This is a genomic window from Robbsia sp. KACC 23696, assembly GCF_039852015.1.
Lineage (GTDB): Bacteria > Pseudomonadota > Gammaproteobacteria > Burkholderiales > Burkholderiaceae > Robbsia.
In genome coordinates, this window is sequence record NZ_CP156626.1 from 2,602,886 (window position 1) to 2,629,825 (window position 26,940).

The 26,940-nt window shown below is 62.9% G+C and carries 24 protein-coding genes, 3 tRNA genes and 1 pseudogene; 9 read left to right on the top strand and 19 right to left on the bottom strand.

The genetic code is table 11. The features are described 5' to 3' along the window. Positions 1 to 5: 5 nt before the first annotated feature. The 15 genes and pseudogenes from infC to ABEG21_RS10910 form a co-directional block, all read right to left on the bottom strand. Positions 6 to 527 (bottom strand): translation initiation factor IF-3, encoded by a 522-nt coding sequence (gene infC, locus ABEG21_RS10840; RefSeq protein WP_347556735.1) that lies wholly within the window; start codon positions 525 to 527, stop codon positions 6 to 8. 49 nt (positions 528 to 576) lie between these two features. Continuing rightward, the gene (gene thrS, locus ABEG21_RS10845; protein WP_347554629.1) at positions 577 to 2,484 is read right to left on the bottom strand and encodes a threonine--tRNA ligase; all 1,908 of its coding nucleotides are present in this window, start codon (positions 2,482 to 2,484) and stop codon (positions 577 to 579) included. 337 nt (positions 2,485 to 2,821) lie between these two features. Continuing rightward, positions 2,822 to 2,898, bottom strand: a tRNA-Val gene (locus ABEG21_RS10850). A gap of 96 nt (positions 2,899 to 2,994) precedes the next feature. After that, on the bottom strand, positions 2,995 to 5,292 hold the full coding sequence (locus ABEG21_RS10855) for a bifunctional (p)ppGpp synthetase/guanosine-3',5'-bis(diphosphate) 3'-pyrophosphohydrolase (RefSeq protein WP_347554630.1): 2,298 nt from the start codon (positions 5,290 to 5,292) through the stop codon (positions 2,995 to 2,997). 41 nt (positions 5,293 to 5,333) lie between these two features. Then, positions 5,334 to 5,687 (bottom strand): RidA family protein, encoded by a 354-nt coding sequence (locus tag ABEG21_RS10860; protein ID WP_347554631.1) that lies wholly within the window; start codon positions 5,685 to 5,687, stop codon positions 5,334 to 5,336. 70 nt (positions 5,688 to 5,757) lie between these two features. Further along, complete coding sequence (locus ABEG21_RS10865) at positions 5,758 to 6,726, bottom strand: alpha/beta hydrolase (RefSeq protein ID WP_347554632.1); 969 nt, start codon at positions 6,724 to 6,726, stop codon at positions 5,758 to 5,760. Beyond that, positions 6,723 to 7,403 carry a 3-oxoacid CoA-transferase subunit B gene (locus ABEG21_RS10870; protein ID WP_347554633.1) on the bottom strand — a complete coding sequence of 227 codons (681 nt, stop codon included), beginning with the start codon at positions 7,401 to 7,403 and terminating at the stop codon, positions 6,723 to 6,725. Before ABEG21_RS10870 ends, ABEG21_RS10865 begins: the two co-directional genes overlap by 4 nt. Before the next feature lie 18 nt (positions 7,404 to 7,421). Next, positions 7,422 to 8,132 carry a CoA transferase subunit A gene (locus ABEG21_RS10875; RefSeq protein WP_347554634.1) on the bottom strand — a complete coding sequence of 237 codons (711 nt, stop codon included), beginning with the start codon at positions 8,130 to 8,132 and terminating at the stop codon, positions 7,422 to 7,424. Between the two features lie 343 nt (positions 8,133 to 8,475). After that, a pseudogene (locus ABEG21_RS10880) lies at positions 8,476 to 8,898 on the bottom strand (thioesterase family protein); the annotation flags it as partial. A 287-nt stretch (positions 8,899 to 9,185) separates the two neighbouring features. Continuing rightward, the gene (gene aroC, locus ABEG21_RS10885; RefSeq protein WP_347554635.1) at positions 9,186 to 10,286 is read right to left on the bottom strand and encodes a chorismate synthase; all 1,101 of its coding nucleotides are present in this window, start codon (positions 10,284 to 10,286) and stop codon (positions 9,186 to 9,188) included. 42 nt (positions 10,287 to 10,328) lie between these two features. Next, complete coding sequence (locus ABEG21_RS10890) at positions 10,329 to 11,822, bottom strand: hypothetical protein (protein WP_347554636.1); 1,494 nt, start codon at positions 11,820 to 11,822, stop codon at positions 10,329 to 10,331. Between the two features lie 17 nt (positions 11,823 to 11,839). Further along, entirely contained in the window at positions 11,840 to 12,289 is a 450-nt protein-coding gene (locus ABEG21_RS10895) for a CBS domain-containing protein (RefSeq protein ID WP_347556736.1), read from the bottom strand. Positions 12,290 to 12,526: 237 nt separating this feature from the next. Next, positions 12,527 to 13,891, bottom strand: coding sequence for a YihY family inner membrane protein (locus ABEG21_RS10900; protein WP_347554637.1), 1,365 nt, complete (start codon positions 13,889 to 13,891; stop codon positions 12,527 to 12,529). A 219-nt stretch (positions 13,892 to 14,110) separates the two neighbouring features. Beyond that, positions 14,111 to 14,187 (bottom strand) — tRNA-Arg (locus ABEG21_RS10905). Positions 14,188 to 14,349: 162 nt separating this feature from the next. Then, complete coding sequence (locus ABEG21_RS10910; protein WP_347554638.1) at positions 14,350 to 15,195, bottom strand: undecaprenyl-diphosphate phosphatase; 846 nt, start codon at positions 15,193 to 15,195, stop codon at positions 14,350 to 14,352. A gap of 699 nt (positions 15,196 to 15,894) precedes the next feature. Here ABEG21_RS10910 and ABEG21_RS10915 point away from each other — a divergent pair. The 3 genes from ABEG21_RS10915 to ABEG21_RS10925 all read left to right on the top strand — a co-directional run bounded on the left by ABEG21_RS10915 (position 15,895) and on the right by ABEG21_RS10925 (position 18,334). Then, positions 15,895 to 16,977 (top strand): aldose epimerase, encoded by a 1,083-nt coding sequence (locus ABEG21_RS10915; protein ID WP_347554639.1) that lies wholly within the window; start codon positions 15,895 to 15,897, stop codon positions 16,975 to 16,977. Positions 16,978 to 17,258: 281 nt separating this feature from the next. After that, positions 17,259 to 17,981, top strand: a complete 723-nt coding sequence (locus tag ABEG21_RS10920) for a M23 family metallopeptidase (protein ID WP_347556737.1) — start codon at positions 17,259 to 17,261, stop codon at positions 17,979 to 17,981. Continuing rightward, positions 17,981 to 18,334: a hypothetical protein gene (locus tag ABEG21_RS10925; protein WP_347554640.1), complete on the top strand. Its 354-nt coding sequence runs from the start codon at positions 17,981 to 17,983 to the stop codon at positions 18,332 to 18,334. Before ABEG21_RS10920 ends, ABEG21_RS10925 begins: the two co-directional genes overlap by 1 nt. Before the next feature lie 79 nt (positions 18,335 to 18,413). On the opposite strand, the gene ABEG21_RS10930 is transcribed toward ABEG21_RS10925, so the two are convergent. Next, entirely contained in the window at positions 18,414 to 19,175 is a 762-nt protein-coding gene (locus tag ABEG21_RS10930) for a response regulator transcription factor (RefSeq protein WP_347554641.1), read from the bottom strand. 162 nt (positions 19,176 to 19,337) lie between these two features. Here ABEG21_RS10930 and ABEG21_RS10935 point away from each other — a divergent pair, with 162 nt between their 5' ends. The 3 genes from ABEG21_RS10935 (at position 19,338) to ABEG21_RS10945 (ending at position 21,137) form a co-directional block, all read left to right on the top strand. Continuing rightward, complete coding sequence (locus ABEG21_RS10935) at positions 19,338 to 19,622, top strand: hypothetical protein (RefSeq protein WP_347554642.1); 285 nt, start codon at positions 19,338 to 19,340, stop codon at positions 19,620 to 19,622. Then, on the top strand, positions 19,619 to 19,831 hold the full coding sequence (gene rpsU, locus ABEG21_RS10940; protein ID WP_347554643.1) for a 30S ribosomal protein S21: 213 nt from the start codon (positions 19,619 to 19,621) through the stop codon (positions 19,829 to 19,831). The genes ABEG21_RS10935 and rpsU overlap by 4 nt, the downstream gene beginning before the upstream one ends. A gap of 253 nt (positions 19,832 to 20,084) precedes the next feature. Further along, entirely contained in the window at positions 20,085 to 21,137 is a 1,053-nt protein-coding gene (locus ABEG21_RS10945) for a carbohydrate kinase (RefSeq protein WP_347554644.1), read from the top strand. A gap of 24 nt (positions 21,138 to 21,161) precedes the next feature. Here ABEG21_RS10945 and ABEG21_RS10950 read toward each other — a convergent pair whose 3' ends face one another. Then, entirely contained in the window at positions 21,162 to 22,097 is a 936-nt protein-coding gene (locus tag ABEG21_RS10950) for a bestrophin family ion channel (protein ID WP_347554645.1), read from the bottom strand. Positions 22,098 to 22,340: 243 nt separating this feature from the next. Here ABEG21_RS10950 and hisC point away from each other — a divergent pair, with 243 nt between their 5' ends. Together hisC and ABEG21_RS10960 are read left to right on the top strand one after the other, a co-directional pair. After that, positions 22,341 to 23,417, top strand: a complete 1,077-nt coding sequence (gene hisC / locus ABEG21_RS10955; protein ID WP_347554646.1) for a histidinol-phosphate transaminase — start codon at positions 22,341 to 22,343, stop codon at positions 23,415 to 23,417. Between the two features lie 93 nt (positions 23,418 to 23,510). Beyond that, complete coding sequence (locus ABEG21_RS10960; protein WP_347554647.1) at positions 23,511 to 24,725, top strand: GGDEF domain-containing protein; 1,215 nt, start codon at positions 23,511 to 23,513, stop codon at positions 24,723 to 24,725. 59 nt (positions 24,726 to 24,784) lie between these two features. Here the strand turns inward: ABEG21_RS10960 and ABEG21_RS10965 are convergent, their stop codons facing one another. Both ABEG21_RS10965 and ABEG21_RS10970 read right to left on the bottom strand, forming a co-directional pair. Further along, positions 24,785 to 25,618: a GNAT family N-acyltransferase gene (locus ABEG21_RS10965; RefSeq protein WP_347554648.1), complete on the bottom strand. Its 834-nt coding sequence runs from the start codon at positions 25,616 to 25,618 to the stop codon at positions 24,785 to 24,787. 156 nt (positions 25,619 to 25,774) lie between these two features. Further along, positions 25,775 to 26,254, bottom strand: coding sequence for a histidine phosphatase family protein (locus tag ABEG21_RS10970; RefSeq protein WP_347554650.1), 480 nt, complete (start codon positions 26,252 to 26,254; stop codon positions 25,775 to 25,777). Positions 26,255 to 26,464: 210 nt separating this feature from the next. Here ABEG21_RS10970 and ABEG21_RS10975 point away from each other — a divergent pair. Next, a tRNA-Pro gene (locus tag ABEG21_RS10975) sits at positions 26,465 to 26,541 on the top strand. Positions 26,542 to 26,940 lie beyond the last annotated feature (399 nt).

The following is a 26,940-nucleotide window of genomic DNA, read 5'->3' on the forward strand; positions in this document are numbered from 1 at the left end:
TGCTTTTACTTCTTTCGCTTGGCGCCGATCACCATGACCATCTGGCGACCTTCCATCTTCGGCATCTGCTCGACCTGACCGACTTCTTCCAGATCCGTGCGCAGGCGCTCGAGCATGCGCATGCCAATTTCCTGGTGCGCCATTTCGCGACCGCGGAAACGCAGCGTGATCTTCGCCTTGTCACCTTCCTCGAGGAAGCGCGTCAAGTTACGCAACTTGACGTGGTAGTCGCCGTCATCGGTACCCGGACGGAACTTGACTTCCTTGACTTCGACGATCTTCTGCTTGAGCTTCGCCTCGTGTGCCTTCTTCGACTCTTGGTATTTGAACTTACCGTAGTCCATCAGGCGGCACACCGGCGGTGCGGCGTTCGGCGCGATTTCCACCAGGTCGACATCGGCTTCGCTGGCGAGCCGTATCGCTTCTGCCAGTTTCACGATGCCCAGCGGCTCGTTCTCGACGCCATTCAGACGCACTTCAGGTGCGAAGATTTCACCGTTCAGACGATGAGACTTTTCCGTAGCGATGTTAGGTTTCCCCTATGATCGTTAAAATGCGATGCGGTGGTGCGCAGGCTTATTGGTAGGTCCGGATTTCTTCCAGAAGCCGGGCCGAAAAAGCGTCCACAGCCATGGTGCCCAGATCTACATTGCCCCGCGCACGCACCGCGACGGTTTGCGATTCGCGTTCCTTTCCGCCTACGACGAGCAGATAAGGAATCTTCTGCATAGTATGCTCGCGTATTTTATAGCTTATCTTTTCATTGCGCAAATCAAGCTCCGCCCTAACCCCTTGTTTTTGCAACGTTTGGGCAACAGCTTGCGCATAATCAGCCTGATCGCTAGTGATATTCATCACGACGACCTGTACCGGCGCCATCCAGGCGGGCATCGCGCCGGCGTGGTTTTCGATCAACATGCCGAGGAAACGCTCGAATGAACCGATGATCGCCCGGTGCAACATGACCGGCCGCTTACGCGAATTATCCTCGGCCACGTACTCCGCATCCAGACGCTCCGGCAGCACAAAATCGAGCTGCAGCGTGCCGCACTGCCAGGAACGACCGATCGCATCCTTGATGTGATATTCGATCTTCGGGCCGTAGAAGGCGCCCTCACCCGGCAATTCCTCCCACGACAGACCGCACTTGCGCAGCGCTTCGCGCAGCCCTTCCTCGGCACGATCCCACTGGGCGTCGTCGCCGGCGCGCTTCTCCGGACGCAGCGACAACTTGACCGCAACGTCCTTGAAGCCGAAATCCTTGTAGATCTGCATCGTCAATTCGTTGAAGGCGATCGCCTCCGAATTGATCTGATCTTCGGTACAGAAAATGTGTGCATCGTCCTGGACGAAACCGCGCACGCGCATCAGGCCGTGCAAGGACCCCGACGGCTCGTTCCGGTGACAGGAACCGAACTCGGCAAAACGCAGCGGCAGGTCGCGATACGAGCGCAGACCATGGTTGAACACCTGCACATGGCCCGGACAGTTCATCGGCTTGACCGCGTACTCGCGCTTCTCCGACTCCGTGACGAACATATTCTCGCGATAGTTGTCCCAGTGCCCCGAGCGCTCCCACAGCGACTTGTCCATCACCATCGGGGTCTTAATCTCGCTGTACCCCGACGCGTTCAACCGCAAGCGCATGTACTGTTCGACGGCCTGCCAAAGCGCCCAGCCCTTCGGGTGCCAGAACACCATGCCTGGCGCTTCTTCCTGCAGATGGAACAGGTCCAACTGCTTGCCGAGCTTGCGGTGATCGCGCTTTTCCGCTTCTTCGAGCATATGCAGATAGGCTTCCTGGTCTTCCTTCTTGGTCCAGGCGGTACCGTAAATCCGCTGCAGCTGCTCGTTGTTGGCGTCGCCGCGCCAATAAGCGCCGGCCACCTTCATCAGCTTGAACACCTTCAACTTGCCGGTGCTCGGCACGTGCGGGCCACGACACAGATCCGTGAAGCCGCCATGCGAATAGAGTTTGATTTCCTCGTTGCCCGGGATTGCCGCGATCAGTTCGGCCTTGTACTTTTCACCGATGCCGGCGAAATAGGCAACCGCCTCGTCACGCGACACGACGCGACGCGACACCGGCTCGTCACGCTTGGCCAGTTCCTGCATGCGCTTCTCGATCTTTTCCAGATCTTCCGGCGTGAACGGCCGCGAATAGGCGAAGTCGTAGTAGAAGCCGTTATCGATGACCGGGCCGATCGTGACCTGCGCCTCGGGATACAGATCCTTGACCGCATAGGCCAGCAAGTGCGCGGCAGAGTGGCGCACGATATCGAGGCCTTCCGGGTCCTTGTCGGTGATGATCGCCAACGCGACGTCGCGATCGATCAGGGCGGAGGTATCCACCTCCTGGCCATCGATCTTGCCGCCCAACGCGGCCTTGGCCAAGCCAGGACCGATCGACGCCGCGACTTCCGCCACGGTCACCGGTTGCGCATACTCGCGCACGGAACCATCAGGCAAGCGTACCGAAATCATGCTGCTCTCCCATCCCGCCCTTCGGCGCGGATCAATTGATTCATACTGCGCAGCCGCCGATGCCTTCCGCGCGACGCCCGTCAGACGTCACTGCAAAACCCATCGGCAAAACGCCAATTTCAACAGGCAAAAAAAAAGCGGCCCCTGATGGGGCCGCATTTCATTTTCGCGATATCGATAAACGAACTGAACCGGTCCCTATCAGGATTCCTGAGTCGTACCGGTCAGCGTTCGCAGGAACATCCTATTTCCTCGTCACCTTCGTCTATCGGGCACCGCATCCGGACTGTACCGCTTCGACATCAATCCGGACTTACATCACTTACTGCGAATTCGTTGGTAGGCTCGATTGGATTCGAACCAACGACCCCCACCATGTCAAGGTGGTGCTCTAACCAACTGAGCTACGAGCCTAAAGAAGCAATATTGTAGAGCATCTGTAGAAAGTTGCAAGGATTATTTTCACACCCCCTGCTGATCACCTGCCACCTGCTCCACCGCGCCTTTGCTTCACAACCGACGCGAGGCCCGAATCATACCCGAAATTTCAGATAATACAAGTAGTGCGCGACGACATTGTTCGGCACTTCGCACTTCGACGGTGAAATGCATATACGCGTGGTGCCGTTTCGAGACCGTATTGACGCCGACGACGTTGATTTTCTCGCGTGCGAAGATGTCCGAGATGTCCCGCAGCAGGCCCTGGCGATCGGTGGCCTCGATCATCAGATCGACCGGATAGACGGTATCGCCACGGCCGCCGATCGCTTCGTCGGACCACGCGGTCTCCAGCACCCGCTCGGGCGCTTCCGTCGCCATGCGCGCAAACGTCGGGCAATCGGTACGGTGGATCGATACGCCCTTCCCCCGCGTCACGAAGCCCGCGATGCCGTCGGGCGGCGCCGGGCGGCAGCACCGCGCGAGTTGCGTCATCAACGCGCCGACGCCGACCACCAATACCCCGCTGGACGCGCCGCTGGCCACGCTGCGCCCGCTGCTGGACTTCGCGACGATCTCCGGCTGCTCGTCCACCGGCGGCGGCCCGTCGTGCAGCGCCTGCTCGACCTGGCGCAGACTGAACTCTTCCTTGCCGACGACGACGAACAGCGCTTCCGGCGACTTGAAGCCGAGCTTGCTCGCCAGATCGTCCAGGCTCACCGACGTCTTGCCTTCGCGCTGCAGCGTCTTTTCCACCATCGCGCGGCCGGTCGCGACGCTCTCCTGCAAGTCCAGCGCATTGAACCAGTTGCGCACCTTTTGCCGCGCGCGCGGGCTCTGCAGATAGCCGAGGTTCACATTCAGCCAGTCGCGCGACGGGCCGCCCTGCTTGACGGCGATGATCTCGACGGTCTGACCATTGCGCAGCGGCGTGTTCAACGGCACCATCGCGCCATCGACGCGCGCACCCCGGCAACGGTGCCCGAGATCGGAGTGCAGGTGATAGGCGAAGTCGACCGCCGTCGCCCCTTGCGGCAAGGCGATCACGCGCGCCTGCGGCGTCAGCACATAGATATGGTCGTCGACCGGCGTCTGCTTGATCTGCTCCCACGCCCGCGAGGCGCTTTCCGGCCGGTCGAGGCGCGCGGCGTTGCCGTCCGATCCTTCGTCCTGCCCCTCGCCGCGGTCGCCGGCGATATCGTCCTTCCAGGCCAGCAATTGGCGCAGCCAGGCGATCTTCTCGTCGTAGCGCTCGTCCGCCGCGAACTGCCCGGCGTACCCGCGCGTTCCCGCTTCCTTGTAGCGCCAATGCGCTGCCACGCCGTACTCGGCGAACTCGTGCATTTCGCGGGTGCGGATCTGCACCTCGAAGGCACGACCGTCGTCACCGATCACCACCGTGTGCAGCGACTTATAGCCGTTCGGCTTGGGCCGCGAGATGTAGTCGTCGAATTCCTTCGGAATCGGCTGCCACATATTGTGGACGATCCCGAGCACGGCATAGCAATCCTTCACGTCACGGACGATGACGCGGAAGGCACGCACGTCGTACAGCTCCGAGAAGTCCAGATCCTTGCCGCGCATCTTGCGCCAGATGCTGTAGATATGCTTTGGACGGCCACTGACTTCCGCGACGATGTCGGACTGCGCGAGTTCCGCGCGCAGCTGTTCGATCGCGGCGGTGACATACGCTTCGCGCTCGATACGCTTCTCGTCGAGCAAACGCGCGATGCGCTTATAGGTGTCCGGATCCTCGAAGCGGAACGCCAGGTCTTCCAGCTCCCACTTCACCTGCCAGATGCCGAGACGATTTGCCAGCGGCGCATAGATTTCCAGCGTCTCGCGAGCGAGATCCGGCGTTGGCGCCGTCTTCGAGGCCGCGTGGTGGCGCAGCGTCTGGAGCCGCGAGGCGAATCGGATCAATACGACGCGGATGTCTTGCGCGAACGCCAGCAATAACTTGCGCAACGACTCCACGTGAGCGCGCCGCGCCGCCTCGGCGTCGCGGTCCAGGCTCTTGCCCTTCTCGGCCGCCCGCACGCCGACGACGCCGAGTTGGGACAGTTTTCGCACATCGGCAATCAGGCGCAGCACCTCGGCGGCCATCGGCTCGCCGAGCAAGGCCGTGATGCTGTCGGTCCGATCGGCGATCGGATACAGCACGGCGGCCAGCAACGACGGCAGGTCCGCGTCGAGCGAGGCCAGGATACGGGACGTGCCGGCAGCGTGATCGACAACCGATTCGCCCGACTTCATCGTCGCATCCGACGCCACATCGCGGACGAGCGACCGCGCCGCCTCCAACAGGGGCGAAGCCTCGGGCGGAGTGCCCAGCGCCGGGAGAGACGATGCGTTGTGTGCTGTATCCATGAAATTCATCAAGACCGATGACCTGCCAAGCCTACTCTCGGTCAGTCCTTCTGTGCGGCAACCACGACGATTTCGACCAGGCAGGCGGGATTCGCCAGCTTGGCTTCCACCGTTGCGCGCGGCGGCGTGTGACCGGCCTCGACCCACTCGTCCCAGGCACGGTTCATTTCCGGGAAATAGGTCAAGTCGGCGATATAAATCTGCACCGACAGCAGATGGGCCTTGTCGCTGTTCGCTTCACCCAGCAGGCGATCGATATGCCCGAGGACCTCGACGGTCTGCGCATAAGCATCGGCGGTCGTGTCTTCGGCGATCTGGCCCGCCAGATAGACGGTACGGTTGAAAATCGCGGTCTCGGAGAGACGCGCGCCGACGTGATGACGAACGATCGACATGCAATGGATCCCTGAAAAGGTGGAAATGGCGAACTCACTCGCCATTTTAAGCGACGCAGCCGCTATTCCGTCAGGACGCGTGCAAAAACTGCGTAAGCAGACCGGTCTGCGCCGGATCGACAAACGTCGGCGCGTGTCCGACACCGGGGACGGTCACGCTGGAAAACCGCGGACCGCAGGCGAGCATGCGAGCCAGCGTCTGCGCGGAAAACAGATCGGACTCGGCGCCTCGCACGATCAGCGTGGGACAGCGGATCGATTCGAACGCGTGCCACATCCCGGCCTCGGCCGCCTCGAGCATCGCCGCATCCAAGGTGGCCGCCATTTTGAACGCATCGGCAATGCCCGGATCGGCACGGATCGCATAGCCGGCAATGCCGCCATCGGCGCCATAGACCCTTTTCAGCAACGGCGCATTCAAGGCGCGCCATTGCTCGGGCGTATGCGGACCGAAGCCGGTACTGTGCGCCACCAGATAATCGACGCCCTCCTGCGCGGTCGCAAACATCGGCATCGCCGGCGTCTGCCGCGGCGCACCCGAAGCGGCCTCGGACGGCGCCGCCGCGGTGACATTGCGCGTCGCCACCTCGTCCAGATAGGCGCGCAGGCGAAGCAGCGACGAAGGCTCGATATGCGGACCGACATCGTTGATCACCATGCGCGCGATCGGCGTGATCGGCATGGCCGCCAGCAGCATGCCGATCAGGCCGCCCATCGACGTGCCCACGTAAGCAAGGCGCGTCAGATGCAGTTGCGTGAACAGTGCCAGCATATCGCCGACGTATTGCGGCAGGATATAACCGGCCGGGTCGCGCAACCAGTCAGACTTTCCCCGCCCCACGACATCGGGACAGATAACCCGGTGCGTCTGTGCCATCCGCGACGCCAGCACGTCGAAATCGCGGCCGGTCCGACTCAAGCCATGCACGCAGACGAGCACGCGTGGATTGTCCGGATCGCCCCACTCGACATAGGCCATGCGATGCGTGCCGGACGGGCTGGCACAGACGATCGTGCCATGGCGGGGAGCCGGGCTCATGCGTCGGCGTCGGGCGGCAGCGCCTGCGTCGTGGCGCTGACCGTCTCCGCGAAATGCACCGGCGCGCCGGTCTTTTGCCGCACGATATCGGGCGTCACGTCCGGTGCGAGTTCGACCACCTGCAAACCGTCGTCGGTCACGTCGATCACGCACAGATCGGTGATGATGCGATCGACCACGCCCAGACCGGTCAACGGCAAATTGCATTCGGGCAGGATCTTGTGCCCGTCGCCCTTTGCGACATGTTCCATCAGCACGACGACGCGGCGCACGCCCGCCACCAGATCCATCGCGCCGCCCATGCCTTTGATCATCTTGCCGGGAATCATCCAATTGGCGAGATCGCCGCGCGCGCTTACCTGCATCGCCCCGAGGATCGCCAGATCGACATGGCCGCCGCGGATCATCGCAAAGGAATCCGCCGAGGAGAAAAACGAGGAGCCGGGCAGCGTCGTCACCGTTTCCTTGCCAGCGTTGATCAGATCCGCATCGATCTGCTCGGCGGTGGGCGACGGGCCGATGCCGAGCAGGCCGTTCTCGGATTGCAACCAGACCTCGACGTCGGACGGCACGTAGTTCGCCACCAGCGTCGGCAGACCGATACCGAGATTCACATAGAAGCCGTCTTCGAGTTCCTGGGCGGCACGGGCCGCCATTTGTTCACGTGTCCAAGGCATGCTCGCTATTCTCCAGGGTCAGGTGGCGCTGGCCGATGCACGGATGACGCGCTTCTCGATGCGCTTCTCCGGATGGGCGTTGACGACGATCCGTTGCACGAAAATGCCGGGGGTATGAATGGCATCGGGGTCGAGCTGACCGACGTCGACCAACTCTTCCACTTCGGCAATCGTGACGCGGCCCGACATCGCGCAGAGCGGATTGAAATTTCGCGCGGTGGCCCGGAAGATCAAGTTCCCGGCACGATCGCCCTTCCACGCCTTGACCAGCGCGACGTCGGCGCGCAGCGACGGTTCGAGCACGTGGTCGACGCCGTCGAAGGCACGCACCTCCTTCCCTTCGGCGACCATCGTCCCCACGCCGGTTCGTGTGAAGAAGGCGGGGATACCGGCGCCGCCGGCCCGCAGCTTCTCGGCCAGCGTGCCCTGCGGCGTAAATTCCAGCTCCAGCTCGCCGGCGAGGAATTGCCGCTCGAACTCCTTGTTCTCGCCGACATACGACGAGATCATCTTGCGAATCTGCCGACTCTCCAGCAATAGTCCGAGGCCGAATCCGTCGACGCCGGCGTTATTGCTGATGCAGGTCAAATCCTTGACGCCGCTGTCGCGCAGCGCGGCGATCAGCGCCTCCGGAATGCCGCACAGGCCGAAGCCCCCTACGGCCAGCAATTGACCGCCCCGTACGACGTCGGACAGCGCCGCCGCCGCACTCGGATACACCTTGTTCATCTGCCTCCTCCCGCAATAGATTCGTTCGAGATAGGCTGCCGCTGCGCCAGGGCGCGTCCCGTCCGTCACATTCGCTACGTCCGTTCCGCGCCGCGTAGGGCAACCGGATTACGTCCGACCGCCGCACACGCCGCGGCGATCCCACAGACCGAGTCGTCGTGCGCCTATTGTTTGGCGCTTCAATCTTTTGTTCAGTGCAGCATAGCAGACGCTCACCCTGGAAGAGGCGCCCAGGATGCACATTGACAAAGGTTTACAGGAAAACCCCGATGACCGCTCAGGACGGCATCGACCCGTCGTATGAAAGGGATCGCAGGGGCAGCGCCCGCCGCGTGCCGCCGACTCAGGATGCCGCCGGCATGGGCAGGCGCGCGCGCAAGGCATCAGGCAATGCGACCGAGCGACCCGCGGCGTAGTTGGTCCACACCACCGTCGCGCCGCCTTGGGCGACGATATTTTCAGGGAGATCCGCTTGATCCTGACGCCGCACCTCGAAGCGGGTTTCCATACTGCTGCGTCCCGGTGGCCGCGCTTTCAGCGTACAGACGATATCGGCCGGATAGACCAGTTGCCGACGGTAGTTCATGAAAGCATGGACGACCGCGGGACCCTGCCCCTCCGGCCGCTGCAAGCCCATCGACTCGAGCCACAGGATGCGGACCTGGTCCATGTAGACGAAGTAGATGCTGTTGTTGACATGGCCGTAGGCATCCATATCGCCCCACCGGATCGTCAGGACGGTCTGGAAGACTTGCTGGAAGTCGCTTTCGTCGGCCGCCGCAGGACCCGAAGCGCCCGACGCCGACGCGCGCGCGGCATCGACGACGCCGCCGGCGGGGGAGGCTTTGGAAAGGAACGGCTCGGTCGGCCCGCTTGCATCGTTCATCGACACCTCCGTATTGGGATGATGGCAGGAACCGCTAAAATAGCACGGCCGTGCGCCAACCGAGATGAACGTCGCCGCGAGACGCGCCTTTCAGTCCTGGCTCGCGCGATCCGGTCGAGCTTCTCCGGCAACGCGAAGGCGGACCGTCGGCCTAACGTTCAAGACGTTCAAGGCTTCGCGGCGGGGACGCGTGGCGTATCGGTGCGCACGTCGGCATTCTGCGCGCGATGGCGCAGAGCATGATCGATCAAGACGAGTGCCACCACGGATTCGGCGATCGGCGTCGCACGGATCCCGACGCACGGATCATGACGGCCGAACGTCTCCACCGTCGCCGCCGCGCCATTCAGGTCGATCGACTCGCGCGGCACGCGGATGCTCGATGTCGGCTTGATCGCGATGGAAGCGACAATGTCCTGTCCGGTGCTGATGCCGCCCACGACGCCACCCGCATGGTTCGACGCGAAACCGTCCGCCGTGATTTCATCGCCGTGCTCGGAACCGCGCTGTCGCACGCTGTCGAAGCCGTCGCCGATTTCGACCCCCTTCACGGCGTTGATGCCCATCAGCGCATGCGCGAGATCGGCATCCAGGCGATCGAACAACGGCTCGCCCCAGCCCACCGGCACACCGCTCGCCACCACACGGATGCGCGCGCCGATCGAGTCGCCGTCCTTGCGCAACTGATCCATATACGCTTCGAGCTCCGGCACCAGCGCGGCGTTTGGGGCAAAGAAAGGATTGCCCGGGACGTCGTCCCAGGCGACAAACGGAATCTCGATCGGCCCGAGCGCGCTCATATGCGCGCGCACCTCGACGCCGATGCGCTCGCGCAGCCATTTCTTCGCCACGGCGCCGGCCGCCACCAGCGGCGCCGTCAGTCGTGCCGACGAGCGGCCGCCGCCGCGAAAGTCGCGAATCCCGTATTTCTGCCAGTACGGATAGTCGGCATGCCCCGGGCGGAACGTCTGCGCGATATTGCCGTAATCCTTGCTGCGCTGGTCCGTATTGCGAATCAGCAGGCCGATCGGCGTACCAGTCGTCTTGCCCTCGAAGACGCCGGAAAGGATCTCGACCTGATCGGCCTCCTGCCGTTGCGTCACGTGACGGGACGTGCCCGGACGGCGCCGGTCCAGTTCGATCTGGATGTCGGCTTCGGTCAGCGTCATGCCGGGTGGGCAGCCATCGATCACGCAGCCAATGGCCGGGCCATGCGATTCACCGAAGGTGGTGACTGTGAACAAAGTGCCGAGCGTGTTTCCGGACATGATGCGGGAGGCCTGCAGAAGAACGTGGGAAAGACAGGCATTTTACCGCACCCGCCGCACTCCGCCGCGGACTGTTGCCATCATGCCCGGTAACGTCACGCACAAGACGGCGATCACGACGGCGTTCGCCGCTGCGACAAGCAGGAAAAGCAAGGGCTGCGGGCCGCCCATGGCATCGAAGCCGAGCGCAAACATGGCTGCGGCGATGATGAACGCCGCATTCAATACCGAATTGGCCTGCGCGATCCGGGGACGATGCCGGATACCCGTACGTTGCTCGGCCAGCGCGTACAGCGGCACGCTGCACACGCCGCCCGTCATCGCCATCAAAAGCAAGTCGGACAGGATGCGCCAGTGTGCGACCCCACGCAAAAACGGCAGCAGATCATATAGCGCGCCGGCCTCCTGGCTCGGCGGCGGCCCCGGCAAGCCGTGCGACGCGAGATAAAGATCGATCGCGAACACGGTCACCCCGACGCCGCCCAATGGCACGAAACGCAAACCGCGTCGCATGTCGACAAGGCGCACACACATCGACACGCCGCCGCCCACGCCGGCGACCAGCACCGCCAGCAGCAAGGTCACCACGGCCGGTCCAGCGTGCAAGGTATCGCGTGCAAAACCGAAGAGGGACATCGTCATCAATGCCCCGACGGACCACAGCCAGGCAATACCGATCAGCGCTTTGGCGGCGATTCGATCGCGCGCGGCGTCGCGCAGACTGCGCCAGGCTTCCGTCAACGGATTCCAGCCGATACGCCGCCCTTGCTCCGGTGTACCCGGCTGGGCCGACGGCATCATCGAGGCGGACACCCGCCCGAGCAAAGCGGCACTGAGGCACAGCACGGCCAGTAGCATGCCGCCCGCCACCTTCGCGGCCACCATGCCGCCCACCGACATGCCCAACAAAATCGAGAAAAAGGTGCCGCTTTGTATCCAGCCGTTCCCCGCCACGATGTCTGCGCCACGCAAGTGGATCGGCAAATAGGCGTACTTCGCCGCCCGGAATAGCGTGGCGCGCAAGCCGAGCAATAGAACGCCGAAATCCAAAATGCGGGCGTCGTGCATCAGAAAGCCGGCGCTCGCGATGACCATGATCACGACTTCGAGCGTGTTCATGGCACGGATCACACGCGTGGGGTCGATCGTATCGGCGAGGCGTTCCGCGATCGCGGAGAGACACAGAAAAGGCAGGACGAACAACGCGGCCGTGACGAAGGCCACGTCGCGGGGATGATCGACGCCGAACAGGCTCGCCTGGAAGGTCACGACGGAAACGACCCCGACCGTGAACAGGTGGTCGTTCAATACGGCTAGAAATTGCGCGCCGTAGAAAGGCCCGAAGCGTCGCTGCGACAGCAAGGCACGGCCGCTGCCCGTGGCTAACCGGGAAGGGTCCGACGATGGAGGGTCCGACACCCGCTGCACCGATTGCCCGAGCGACTGCTCGGACAGTCGTGCTGGCGACGGTCGTTGCCCGTCCCCAGCCTTATTGGAAGGCTGGTCCGAGTCCTCTGGGGCGTCTGGCGGGTTCATCGCCCCCGGTGCGCGGATCAGATCCGCAGATCGTCGGCGACGACATCCTCATGCGGCCAATCGCGGATATAGGCCTTCAACATCTGATTTTCAAAGCCCTGGGCCTCGACCACGGCGCGCGCGACATCGTAGAGCGAAATCACGCCCATTAGCATCCGGTTCTCGATCACCGGGATGTAGCGCGCATGCCGCTGCAGGAACGACTGACGCAACTGGTCGATGTGCATATTCAGCGTCCCGGAGATGAACGCACTGTCCATCGCCGAGCGCACGGTCTTATCGCCGACCGTACCGCCGTTATCCTTCAGTGCCTTAAGCACTTCACGGAAGGTCAGCATGCCCACCACTTCGCCTGCCTCGACAACAACCAATGAGCCGATATCGTGATCGGCCATCAGATCGGTCGCAACCGACAATTTCTGGTCCGATGAAATCGTGTACAAAGCCGTCGATTTCAATGCGTCCATTTCGTCTGTCGCGCCCTGCAACGCAGGAGTGCGCACGGCACCGGCAGGCCCGTCGTTCAATTGCACATCGGCTGCCGGCACATTCTTCAACCGCAGTATGTCCTTGACTCGCATGATGACCACCCGAAGCTAACAATGAATGAATTGATCCTAGCGGAAACACCGGGAAAAGAAAAGCGACCCGGCAAACAGGTAAGACGAGGATTCACGGCTAATCACTGCACGTTCCGACCGTTTTTAACGATTTTGCATTGCAACATCGCGCCCGTCTGGCGCCCTGCCGCTTGCCTCGGACGCACCGTCGACATCCTGCGCGTCCGACTCGGCCGTTTCCGCCGTCTCTGTCTTCATCCGTGCCTCACGCGCGGTCATCAGGTCGCGCAGCGTCACCGTCAAACCGTCGTGATGCAAGGCTTCGAGCAACAGCGGCCCGTCGACGCGCGAACTTTCGAGATTGGCTTGATAAGCCAGTTCCTCGCGGTCGACGACAAAGACGTCGAACAACGCCATCAGCGTAATCGATGCCGGATTGGCGATCAGCAGCCAACGCTCCGGCATTCCGTCGCGGTGCAGCCGCGCAATCCATTGCCGCTGCTCCAGCGCGGCCAATAGTCGCAGGGTCGTATCCAGGTCGCGGCGCAGCATCCGGGTCAACTCGCCTTCGTTATATCCAAATCGGCCCATGTCCCGCGCGCGGACGAAGCGCGCGAGCAAGCCCAAGGCGTCGAACAGATCGCTGCCCGCGAAGCGCGGGCGAAAAAAGTGGCCCGCGCGGATTGCCGGCAGCGCCGATGTCAGCGTTGCTCCGAACAAGGTGATGAACCAGCTCAGATACACCCAGATCAAAAAAATCGGCACCGCGGCAAAGGCCCCGTACACGGCCGTGTATGTGGGAAAGTGCCGGATGTAGAGGCCGAAGCCGCGTTTCGTCAATTCAATCGCCACCGCGGCACTGCAGCCGCCGATCAGCGCATCTTTCCACGCCACCCGACAATTCGGCACAAAGACATAGAGCAGCATGAAACCGGCGGCCGTGATCGGCATCGCCACAAATGACAGCGCCCAGTCTTTCAGCGTCGGTTCCGACTGCAGGGCACCACTGACCCGCGACAGTGACTGCGTAAGCAAATACGTCGACAAGGAGACGCTGATACCGAAGATCACCGGCGCCAATGTGAGAACGGCCCAGTAGATCAGCAGTCGCTGTCCGATGGGGCGTGGTTTGCGCACGCGCCAGATCACATTGAGCGCGGACTCGATGGTCATCATCGTGATCAGCGCCGTGAGGACCAGGAAAGCCGTACCCGCCGTGGTCATCGTTTTCGCCTTCGCGGCAAATTCGTTCAGGTAATCGAATACCTGTTCGTTCACCGACGGCGGCATCAGCCGATCAGACAGGAAGCCTTGGACCGCATATTGAAACGAGGAGAAGATCGGGAACGCCGAGAAAATCGCGAAGGCGACGGTGATCAACGGCACGATCGACAACACCGTCGTGAACGTCAGGCTGCCGGCCACCTGTGGCACGCGATCTCGCGCGCAACGCTGCGCGGCGAAACGCGCCAGACGGCGCAACGCGGGAAGATCGTGTCGGGAGAGCAAGCAGAGGTCTCCTGGGAAGGAATAAAAGCGCAGCCAAGGCGAGCGGGAATGGCGACGCAAGTCTGTAAGTCACGGTACGGCAGTGCCTGAAGTCGTCGAAGCCGACAGGGAACGGGACCGATATCGATCCATGATAAGACGGGATGGGGAATGGCGTTTGGGTATGGATCGCATGTCGTGGCATTGCGCGACGACTGAAATACCCAGGACAAACAGAAGTGGCCCGCCCTACACGACTCGAACGTGTGACCGCTCGCTTAGAAGGCGAGTGCTCTATCCGGCTGAGCTAAGGGCGGTCCGGTCCAACAAAGACCGCAATTCTACCAAACTCCGCCCCGACGAGGCATCAACTTTGCCCAATCGACCGCATCGACTCGACTTTTTGGTCGATCGAAGCGGTCGCATAGTGATCTCGACCGGCCCGATGGCACCCATTCATCTGGATGCCGCGCCGGATATCACACCACTTGGTGGTGCATTTGCAGCCAGATCAGCGATGCCAGGCCGGCGATCAGGCAGTACACGCCGAACGATGCCAGACGCCCCTTGCCCTCGAAGTAGTGCATCAGGAAGCGAATACTGAGATAAGCGGCGATGCCAGTGAGAACGCCGCCCAACAGCGCATCGGACAATTGCTGCCCCCCAGCATGAAACAGCTTCGGCACTTCCAGCAGGCCGGCGGCGAAAATGATCGGCGTACCCAGCAAAAAGGAAAACTCCGCGGCCTTGCTCGCATTCATCCCCGCGCCCACGCCGGCGATCATCGTCAGACCACTGCGCGAGAAGCCGGGGATCAAGGCACCAATCTGCGCGAGACCGACGATGGCGGCGCGCCCGAAGGTCAGCTTTTCCAGCGACTCGGACCGCGGCTGCGCGTCCCGCTTGCGCTGCACCCGGTCGCCCACCCATAGCAGCACGCCGTTCAGCATCAGCGCCACGGCGACGATGCGCAAGTCATGGAACATCACCTCGATATGCTTCTTGGCCAGCAAACCGACCAGGCCGGCCGGGATCGTGCCGATGATCAAGGCCCAGGCCAAATGCCCGTCGTCGCTGCGATGTCCCGCCAAACTGCCGAACCAGCCGCGAACGATCGCTACCCAGCGCGCCCGGAAGTACCACAGCAATGCCACGGCCGTCCCCAGGTGCAAGGCGACGAGGAAGGGGATCAACTGCGGGGCGTGTTCGTCGATCCGCAGGCCAAGCAGGCCCGGCACGAGCAACGTATGCCCCAGGCTGCTGACCGGGAACAATTCGGTCACGCCCTGAAGCACGCTGAGGAATACGAGAAAGGCTAGGCTCACGGGTTTCGCTCTGTCTGGAGTGGAAAGAAGAAAATTCTACATGGCATTTGCGGCAGCGCAGCGTGACGTGATGAAATCACGCCTTGTCTTAGCCTCTACTTAAATAGCAGAAATTGCGGCAAGTCCGAGTGAGAAAGCGCGCGCGTCGGCGGACGCGTCTGTGCGATTTCGCGCACGCCGCCCATCGGTCGCGCCGATGGCAGTCGGCGACATCACCGCCCCTGGCCGAACGTCTTTTTCCGGTGTGCAAACAAGCGCTTGGCGCGTGCCGTGCGGCCGCGCCCGGTGCGCTCGAACGTCCTGTTTTCGCGGCGCCGCGAGCCCCCAAAAAAGCGAGTTGTGACCACGCGACACTTTATCGTTTAACGTGCAACTTTTTTCTACACAACGATCCGATTACCCCGATAATCCATTCCGTCGTCACCGCGGTATTAGAAGGCCCGGCGGGACACTCTCGAGACGGTTCGGACGTGTTTACACGGATCGCGCGTACTACGATTGAGCCACCCTAATGATGACAGCTTGAGCCTACCGTCAGACGTGGGCCGGCACCAGAGGAAGCTACGGGGATTGTGAAGCCCGCTCATATGAGCGGGCTTTTTTTTGCCCCGGCGCCGGACCGTGGAGACGGGTAGAAATCCTCAAACGGCTTTTGCGTCATACTGAACGCCACCCTCCTCCACGTCAGTAAAGCGACCTATGACCGATCGCCCGCTTAGCCCGCCCGCCGATGCTTCCCCGACAGCCGGCGCCGCCGCATCCGCCGCCGCGCCGACCGTTGCCGCCTTGCCTTCGTCGTCACCCTGGCCTGCTGCCAGCGGCGTCATTACGATCCAGGATGCGCACAGCGTCGCGGTGTTCGCGCCGGGTGCCGGCGGACGCTTGATGCGCTGGGCCGTCGACGGCCAGGAATTGCTATACTGGCCGGCCGATGCGGCATCCCCGGCGCTGCTTGCCGATCCCGAGAAAGTGGCGAAGCTGCGGGGCGGCAATCCTTTGCTCTTCCCGTTTCTCGGCCGGCACCGCGTGGGCGATCACCCCAATCAGTGGATCGACCGTCAAGCCGGTGACGTCGTCCGGGATCTGGCGCAGCATGGCTTCGCGCGCCACACGCCGTTCACCCATCGCGTCGACGACGATGGCAAGGGCGTTACGATGACGCTGACCCCATCGATGCTCAGCGCCGCCGACCGGCAAGGCTATCCGTTCGACTTCGTTTTCACCGCGCGTTACCGACTCGACGGCGATGCACTGGATGTCACGCTGACGACGCATAACAGCGGCGTCGACGCCCTCCCCTATTACGCTGGCCACCATTTTTACTTCGCGCTGCCGCACACGGCGCGTGGGGAATGTCGGCTGACGCTGCCCACGCACGATCGGGCACGCCAGGGCGGCGACGGCAATATCGAAACCTTGCCCGACGATGCCGGCGACGAAAGCGGCGTCGATCGCAGCCAGGCCGTCTATACACCGGGCGACCCCGCCATCCAGGACGTCTTCCACCTATTGGCCAAGGGCAGGACGACGAAGACGTCGGCGCGTCTGAGCATGCCACCCTTGCGGCGATCGCTGTCGATCGAGCTCGACGCTCCCGGCGGCGCCCATACGGCACCGTGGTATGCAGTCACGACGTGGGCCGAGTCCGATCAATCGGATTTCTACTGCGTCGAACCCTGGCTCGGCTTGCCGAACGCGATTCATCACGGCAAGGGTTTGCGGTGGGTGGCACCGGGCGCACACGAAGTGGCGCACTGTCGGCTGCACGTGACGCCACTTTGATCCTATCGCCCCGGCGGCGATACGGTCCGACACGGTAGAATAATGCGCCTCGCCCTCTGTCACCGAATCCGACCATAGCGGCGTAGGCGTAGTTGTGGTTTCCATTGTTTTGTTGAAGGGAGTAGACAGGTTTGTCCCGGTCCGTGCGTTCGCCCAATGAAGATCCCGCTGCGGCGGATGTGACAACGGTGACAGAAGCCCCGCGCCGCGGGCACATCTCACGCTGTCTTCGTCATCCCCTGCGCGCGCTCACCGCCGCTCCGGCCGCCTCGGCCGTCGCGCTGAGTGTTGCCGTATTTCTGTCGGCCTGCTCCTCGGCGCCACCCGTCGGCCCCGGCTTCTATCGCGTCGAGCGCGGCGACAACCTGTCGTCGATCGCGCAACGCAACGGCCGCTCGACAGCGGACGTGATCCGGTGGAACAAAATCGACAATCCGGACCGGATCGAGGTCGGGCAAGTGCTTCGGGTGGCGCCCCCGCCAGGCTCGGCAAGCGCTGCTAACGTCGACACCGGCAGCGTGTGGCGCACGCCGTCTCCGGATCGCGCCGGCACCGCACCGTCGCGCAATGCCGCCCCCGCAGCACGGCCACGTGCCGTCCCGGCACCGGCCCCGGCACTGCCGACGCCGGCGAAATGCGGGCCTGTCAGCTTGCGTCTGCCGGCAGCCGGTCAGGTCATCGGCACCTTCGACGGCCGCCGAAACAAGGGCATCGATATCGGCGGCACGGACGGCACGCCGATCATTGCCGCGGCGACGGGCCAAGTCGCATTCGTGGGACAACTGCGCGGTTATGGCAATCTATTGATCATCAAGCACAGCAACGGCTATCTGACGTCGTATGCCCATTTGCAGCGCGCAACGGTCCGCGAAGGCCAAACGGTCAACGCCGGACAGACCATCGCGCAGATGGGTCATACCGAATCGAGCCGGCCGATGCTGCACTTCGAGCTGCGCTGTAATGGCGTGCCCGTTGATCCGCAACATTCCTTGCCTGGAAAGTGATGACGATGTTTCTTTTTTTCCGCTCCCCCGCCACCACGGCGCGCCGCCTAGCCCTCCGTAGCGGGGCGCTCGCGAGCGTCGGCCTGCTACTCGCACTGGGTGGCTGCGCGAACTCGGCAAAGCTCACCTATCTGCCGAACGGCAACACCGGCTTCGCCATCAACTGCAGCGGCAGCGATGCCAGCTCCGGATGGGGCGATTGCTATAAGCAGGCCAGCGATGCCTGCGGTGCCTATGGCTATGACATCGTCTCGAAGGACGACGAGAAAGGCGCGGCATCCGGCGGGTCGCTGATCGGCGTCTTCGGCGCCAATATCAAGAACCGGTCGATGGTCATCCAATGCAAGAAGTAACGCACGACGCGGTCGATGTCGTCGCGGTGATCCCCGTCGTCGACCTGCGTGCCGCCGGGGGCGACACGCGCCTGACGTGCTAGTCCCGCGCGTTGGGGACCGGATCCAGCGGGCGGACGCGGAAAGAGGGCAAATCGCTCGGTAACGGCAGCGCCGCATCGTGCGCGTCGCTGCTGCGTCCATCGAGCCAGCCCTCGCACCCGCCCAAGGACACGTATTCGAACAATTCCGCGTCGGATCCCAGACACAGTTTGCGCATCGCATTGCCCCGCAGCGCGGTGATGGTTTTCACATTGCGCGCCATGCGTGCCGCCACCTCGCGAATGTCGGCGCCGCCGGCGTAGAAATGCAGGACATCTCGCTCGCGCGCCGTCAGCCGCGCCGCGCGTACGCCAGGCGGCAGACGCGATTGCGCATGCTCGAAACGCGGCCGCAAGGCATCGCTCAGATAACGTTCGCGGCGCAATGTCGCCCGCAACCCCGCGATCACGCAACTGAGCGTATCGCCCTTTCCGATAAAGGCCCAGACCCCCAGGCCAAATGCGCCGCGGATCAACGCCGGACTCGCATATTCGCTCAGCACGACCACGCGCAGCAGCGGGCAGAGATGGCGCAGACGCCGTAAAAATCGCAGCCCGTCCTCACACTCGGCGCCGCGGAACGACAGATCCGTGACCAACACATCGGGATCCCCATGACGCAGGCGATGGTCCTCCCACGCCGCCAGCGTCGTCGGCTGCGCGAGGAGGTCGAAATCAGGGTGCCATGTCAACTCCAGCGCCAGCGCGTGTTGAATCACCGGGTGATCGTCGAGTGTCACAATTCTGGTCTTTGTCTTCATCGGCTCCTCAGTTCGTTACCTCGACAAGGATAAGCAGAGCGGGCCGCATCAGCCGATGAGAAGAGTCCTAATTTCGACTAAGCCCAGGGCGCAGCAGCGTTGCGACGACCCCACATCGCCCCAGTGCGGTGACGGCATTTTTTGCCGAATGGCGACCCTGGCGTGCACCTGATCCCGACTGTTGCCTATCGAATCGGCGGAATGATTGACAGTGAGGATGGTGTCGCGTATAAAGGAGGATTATCGTTTCCAGGGTGGATTGGCCTTGCCTCGCGCAAGCCGCTAAGGACGCGTTTCGACACCGTAAGGTTCGGAAAGCGTTCGGACAGCGGCACGCCGGAGGGCGTGCAATGTGCGGAATCCGTACATGCTGTTGCCGATTTGCCTTGGTTTTACGGTTGGGGAACCGTAAAACTGACTCAATATCCCTTAAAGGAAGGCCTGTGACCTCTATCGTTATCAAAGAAAACGAGCCGTTCGAAGTTGCGTTGCGGCGTTTTCGCCGGAGTATCCAAAGCCAAGGGCTGATCACTGAAGTCCGTGCTCGTCAGGCTTATGAAAAGCCGACCACCGAGCGTAAGCGCAAGAAGGCAGCGGCGAAGAGCCGTACGCGCAAGCGCCTGAGCCGCGACATGCTGGCCCCGAAGCTGTACTGATCCCGGTACGGTAACGCGACACAGCATCCAGAGGCCGGAAGGGAAACCTTCCGGCCTTTTTTCGTTTGCCTATCTCGTTTGCGCTTTTCGTTTGCCTTTCTCGTTCGTGCATTCGATCGGCCAGCGCGTGGCGCATGCCGCGTCATGAGCGCTTACCCGGCAACCGCGCCACGCGGATACATCCGGATACACGCGGCCTCGCGAGTGTTGATAGGATCGGTGTATTCCGTTCGTCATTTGATCCTTTCGATACATGCACTCAGATCCAGATAAGCGCGCGGCCGCGGCCCCCTCTCCCGTGGCGTCCCTCCCTGGCGCCGCCGCACGCGATTTACCCCGCTTGCTGGTATTCGGCGAAGCCTTGACCGATTTCGTTCATCGCGGCAACGGCCAATGGCAAAGCGCCGCTGGGGGCGCCTGCTGGAATGTCGCCCGTGTCGCCGCGGTACTCGGCATCCATACGGGATGGGGCGGCGCGGTTAGCAACGATCCCTTCGGCCAGGAAATCGTCACGCTGTCGGAGCAGGCCGATCTGGATATGCGCTATCTGCAGGTAGTCGACAAGCCGGCGCTGATCGCGATGGTCCACCGCACCCATCCGCCCGAATACGCCTTTCTCGGAAACGATGCCGCGGATCTCGCCTTCGATGAGACGCGACTGCCGCCAGGATGGGAAAGTGCCTGCACACTGGCACATTTCGGTTGCATCAGTCTGGTACGCCAGCCGCTCGCCAGCCGTCTGGTCGCCATCGCGCGGCGACTCCGCGACGGTGGCAGCCGCATTAGCTTCGACGCGAACTATCGCAATCTGATGGGACCGGATTACCCGGCATTCTTCGAAGACATGGTGGCCCACTCGGACGTCGTCAAGGTCTCCGACGAAGACCTGTCGCAAATCTATCCGCAGCGTGACCCGCAGGCCTCGCTCGACGCCGTGCTGGCGATGATGCAAGCCCCGCCCCCGCCGCGCCGTGCGCTCCGATCCGGCGCCGCGCCCGACGAGACAGGCCGGATGCTGCTTTATACGCGCGGCGCCGAAGGCATGACGCTTTTCTCCGGGACGCAGCGGATCGCACAAAAGGCAATCCCGGTGGCCGTCTCGGATACCGTCGGCGCGGGCGATGCCTGTATCGGCGGCCTGCTTGCCAGCTTGTTGCTGCAGCCGAGCGAACGCCTCGACCTCCACGTGCGCTTTGCCGCGGCCACCGCCGCCTGTGCCTGCACCCAGACCGGCGCCCATGCCCCGACGCGTGCCGAAGTGGACGCCCTGCTGCAGGCCGACGACGCCATGCAAGGCGCCGCCTGACGCTGACCCGGCGCTGCCGGGTCGTCAGGTCAGCCAATAACCGCCGCGCGGCGCCACCGGCGCCGGCAACTCGCGGTCACCCAGCATTTCGCGCAGTGACCGCTCGATCGTGCGGCTGAGCGCATCGAGGGCCAGATCGTTCGGCTCGACACCGAACGGCTCTTCCAACTCGTTCGCGATCGCGTTCAGCGCCATGAAGGCATAACCGATAAATACGGTGATGACCGGCGTGAAAATTCCCAGACTGCTGACCAGACCGAATGGCAGCAGCAAACAGTAGAAATACACGGTCCGATGGAGCAGGACGTCGTAGGAGAACGGAATCAGCGTATTGCTCAGCCGTTCGCAGCCTCCCAGCACATCCGCGAGGGCACTGAGTTTCTGATCGATCTGCGCCGCCATCCAATCGCTGACAACGCCCTCGTCGCGCCATTGCCGCAGCGTCTCGCCCAACAGCAAAAGCGCCATGGCCGGCCGGTACTCTGCCATGGAAATGCGATCCGCCAGCTCGGGCGGCAACAGGCGGTTCAGATCGGAACGATCGTCCGAGCTGCGCAATTGATGCTTCAGACTGTAGGTGAACGCGACCAGCAACATCACGAAACCGCGCAAGCGCGGATCGTCGGCCCGCAACGTGGTCAGGCTGCCGGCCTGTCGCGCAAGCGAACGCGTATCGTTGAGCAAGGCTCCCCATAACTTGCGGGCCTCCCAGAATCGATCGTAGCTCGCGGTATTGCGGAAGCCGACGAAAATGGCGAGCGCGATACCGATCAGGCTGAAGGGCCGCGGATCGAGATGAAGATCGAGCCGCAGCGGCATCTGCCCGCCCAAGGTATGCCAGCCAAGTGCCAGCACCGACGCCAGCAAGACCAGCCCCAGTGGCGGCAATACGGTCCGCAAGACGGAACCCCGCCAGATGAACAACATTTTGAACCAACTCAGCTTCGGTCTGACAATCACGATGGTGGACTAGGAAAGCGAGAGGAAGGTGCCGCGGCAAGAAATCGATCGGCGCCACTGTGGTGACTAATGATACAGGGCCATGCTATAAACATGGCTTTTGTGCTGGCGCAGCAATGTCGGCGTCTCGGTCGGTCTCAGACCGGCCCGTCTGTTCGTCGCGCCGCCACTGCCCTTCTTGCAAGGCCCGCCAATGATCGCGTTGGCAGGCAGCACACCTCACTGCTCTCAGCCGCACGCGCCATGGATCAATACTGGACTCCCCTCGCCCGTTCGCTCGACCCGTATGTTCCGGGTGAGCAACCGAAGATCGCCAACCTGATCAAGCTGAACACGAACGAAAATCCCTATCCGCCGTCGCCGCGGGTCATGGAAGCGATCCACCAGGCCAGCGATGCGCGACTGCGCCTGTATCCCGATCCCGACGCCAGCAAGCTGAAAGCGGCCATCGCGGCGCGGTTCAACGTCAGTTCGGCGCACGTGTTTGTCGGCAACGGCTCGGACGAAGTGCTCGCGCACGCCTTTCCGGCTTTCTTCCAGTACGCCCCGGACCCGGCAAAGCCGCTGCTGTTCGCCGACATCAGCTACAGCTTCTATCCGGTCTATTGCGGCCTGTACAGCGTCGTCTACGAGCGCGTGCCGGTGCGCGACGGCACGCTGGCGATCGACCTCGACGCCTACCGTCGGCCGAATAACGGCATCCTGCTGGCCAATCCGAACGCACCGACCGGCACGGCCTTGCCGCTCGATCAGATCGAGCGGCTGCTGCAGGCGAATACGGAATCCGTCGTATTGATCGATGAGGCCTATGTCGATTTCGGCGCCCAATCGGCGGCGGGCCTGGTGGACAAGTATCCGAACCTGCTTGTCGTGCAGACCTTGTCGAAGTCGCGTTCGCTGGCAGGCATGCGGGCCGGCTTCGCCATCGCGCATCCGAACCTGATCACGGCGCTCGAACGCGTCAAGAGCAGCTTCAACTCCTACCCGCTCGATCAGCTCGCGCAAGCGGCGGCCTTGGCCGCGATCGAGGACGAGGCGTACTTCAAGGACCGCTGCGAGGCCATCGTCACGACGCGCGAGCGGACCGTCGCACAAATGCAGGCACTCGGTTTCGACGTGCTGCCCTCCTCGGCCAATTTCGTCTTCGCTCGGCACCCGGAACACAGCGGTGCCACCTTGCAAGCCGGGCTGCGCGCGGAAGGCATCATCGTCCGACGTTTCGACAAACCGCGCATCGCCGATTTTCTGCGTATTACGATCGGTACGGACGCCGAATGCGATGCCTTGATCACCGAACTTGCGCGGCTCGTTCGTGACTAACCGTGCGGCTGCCACCGAGCAATATGCAATCACGGTGGCGCCCTGTGGAACGTATCGTCCCCCGGCCCCTTCACGTCGAATGGAATTGCTCAGATGAGCGATCCGATCACTATCATCGGCATCAGTTCACTGTCAGCGGTGCTCTCGCTGATCGTGATGGGTTCGCTCGCGCGCAAGCGCCTGCCTGGCACGGTGGAATGGTGCTGGGCCAACGGGCTATATGCGGTCGGAATGTTCCTGACGATCAATATGGGCCATTTCCCAGCGCTCCTGAGCATCGTGCTGGCGAACGCCTGCACCGGCGGTGCCACGGCACTGCAATTGCTCGGAATGCGGCGCTTCTTCCGCTGCCAGACGCCATTGCCGCTCGTGGTCGGCGCGGTCATGCTGATGCTGGTCGCCATCAGCTATTTTCATTTTGTGCGGGATGATTTTCCCGCGCGCGTCGTCGTGTTCTCGCTGTATCACGGGTTGATCCACGTCGCTACCTCGGCGACGATGCTGCGACACCGGCCACGCAACCGGCCGCAGTATGCCTATCTGTTCATGGCAGGCATCTGCATCATCGCCGTCGTCATGAACGCGGTACGCGGCCTGGCCTACGCCTTCGGCTGGGTCCCGCCAACCGGGCCGATGGTGTCGACGCCGGTGCACATTTTCTTTCTGGCGATCGGCACGTTGGGCACGCCCGCCTTGACGATCGGCATGATCATGATGGCCCACGACCGGATGGCTGCGGCGCTGGAACGCCATGCCAATATCGATTTTCTGACGGATCTCCCGGGGCGCCGGGCCTTCGCCGAGGTGGCGGAGAAAGAGTGCCTGCGCGCGGCACGCTTCGGCCGGCCGCTGGCGATCGCGATGCTCGATCTCGATTTCTTCAAGCAGATCAACGACCGCCTTGGACACGGCGTCGGCGACCACGTCCTCATGCACTTCGCGCGACTGTTGCCCACGTCGGTCCGCGCCAATGACGTCTGCGCGCGGATTGGCGGCGAGGAGTTCGCGCTGTTGCTGCCTGAAACCGATATCTTTGCCGCGACCGACGTCATCGATCGCCTTCGCACCAAGCTGCTCGGCGCGCCCTGCTGGGACGGCGCACGCGCGGTGCCCTTCACGTTCAGTGCCGGCGTGGCGACTTTCCGTCCCGGCGATAATCTCGAAAGCCTGATGGCGCGCGCCGATCAAGCGCTCTACGCCGCCAAGCACGAAGGCCGAAACCGTACGGTCGCCTATACCCAGGATTACACCGATACGCCGCAACAGGCGATCAACGACGGCGTCGGCGAATTGGCCGTGGGCGGCTAGCCCGTCGCCGCGAGTCATGTGCGGCGGCCCATGAGGCGCACCTCATTCGCTGCGGCGCATTAGCCAATAAAGCGCTTCGCGTAGCGCATATCGAGGTCGTCGAGCCGCAGCAGCGTCAGGAAATCCGCCGTGTGGAAATCCGCGTCCCACGCCGGGGCGCCGCACACGCGGGCCCCCAGCCGCAAATACGCGGCCAGCAACGGCGGCGCGCTCCCGTCGCCGCCGTCGGTCAATGCATCGACCGGCAGCGGGGTATGCGGGAACACGTGATATTCCGGCGCGACCGTATGCGTCTGCGTCAGCCGCACGTGCAGATTGGCCGCATGGTGACCGCCATCGCTCATTGAGACGCTGGAACACCCCAGCATCGTCTCAAAGCCCCAGCGACGCATATACGCGGCCAGACCGGCCCACAAGGTCATGATCACGGCACCACTGCGGTAGTCGGGATCCACGCATGCGCGCCCAACTTCCACCATTTTGCTGTTCAGCACGGCCAGACGCCGCAGATCGAACTCCTGCGCCGAATAGCGCTGTGCGATCTGCGGTGCACCTTGAGGCGGCAGGATGCGGTACGTCCCCACGACACGGAGCGTCTCGCGGTCCCGCACCAGCAGGTGTTCGCATCGCGCATCGAACTCGTCAACGTCCAGGCCCTCCGGGCCTTTGAGACGTGCGCCCATCTCGTCGGCGAATACGCGGTAGCGCAGCCGTTGTGCTTCCCGCAAGTCGCTTTCGCTATGGACCCAGTTCAACAGCAGTCCTTTGTCTTGCCGGCGCTGTGCCTGCGGGCGTTCGGCGCGGGCGTGACGTGGGGACTGGCGATCGCCGTCAAAAGAGCTGTCCTGACGGTCTTGGTGAGCGTCGATGGGCGTGAGAGTCGAATCGAGCATGCGCGTTCCGTCCAGAGTGGTTGGCGGAACCGATGCTAGGGACGCGACACGACATGGGAATGACAGAAACACGTCAGCAACATGACAGCGTGTCGCAAGAAATGCGATTTTCCCGGCGCGCGCGGCGCGGTCACATTGCCGACAAGGTCTTGCCTGCTACAGCAATGCCGCGTCGAAGGCCGCACGCAGCTTGGCTTGGCCCGGGCCGTCACCGGCGGCCGGTTCCAGCCACCACGCCGCGCTTTTGCCGAAGCCCAGCGCCTGATCTCGCCCCGTCAAAAGCAGACTGGCGACGCGACCAAGCGTCGGCTGATGGCTGACCACCACCACGACGCGATCGCTCGCATCCGGCCAGCCTGCGGCATCCAGCATCGACTGTGGCGTGAGATCAGGCGCAATCGCCTCACAGCGCACCAGATCCGACGTCAACTGCTGCGCCGTCTGCCATGCGCGGACGGCCGGACTGGCCAGCACGATGGCACCCGCGGGCAGTCGCGGGCGCAACCATTCCGCGGTCTTCCGTGCCTGTTTCTCCCCCTTTGTCGTCAATTCGCGCGCGAGATCGCGTTGCCGGGCATCGCCCGCGCCGGCGCTGGCATCGAATGCGTCCGCATGCCGCCAGAGGATCAGGTGCATCGTGCCTCCTCAGAAAAGTGAAAGTCGTCAGTCGATGATTCATTATCGGCCGCCTCTCCCGGATCTGCAGGGATGATTCCGTTGGGCATCGATCGGCATCGGTTTTGCGTCCCCGTCCCTCCGCCAGACGACCGACGGGCGGGGGAATGCGCGAAACCCACCATCGCCGATTGACGGCCGTGCCTTACATGCATAGAATCACGGATTCCTCGGAGCGTAGCGCAGCCTGGTAGCGCATCTGGTTTGGGACCAGAGGGTCGAAGGTTCGAATCCTTTCGCTCCGACCAGGACACATAAGGCGTGCAGCCCGACAGATTTTTTGCCTGTCCCATGCAACGTCTGACGCCTGTCTCCTCATCGAGCAGGTATTAAAAGCGCCTCCGGCTTGCCGGCGGCGCTTTTTCTTTGGCCACTGTTCGGCCGCCTTCTTTCCGCACCTTCTCCTCCCCCAGCGACACCCGACGTTTCCAAGGTCGCGCGGCCGCCAAATGACACGCAACGGCTATTTATCTCAACTTTTCTTCGCGTCGGCCGTATACACTGATATCCCAGGAAGGCGGCTCAGACCGGCGGCCTCCCTATTTTGGCCCGGCACGTTTCGGCTCTGTCCGTCCCCTTACCGCGCGATCGACACCGCTTGTCGAGAGGTGCTGCGTACTGGGGAAACCGAGAGACCGACGTCGTCC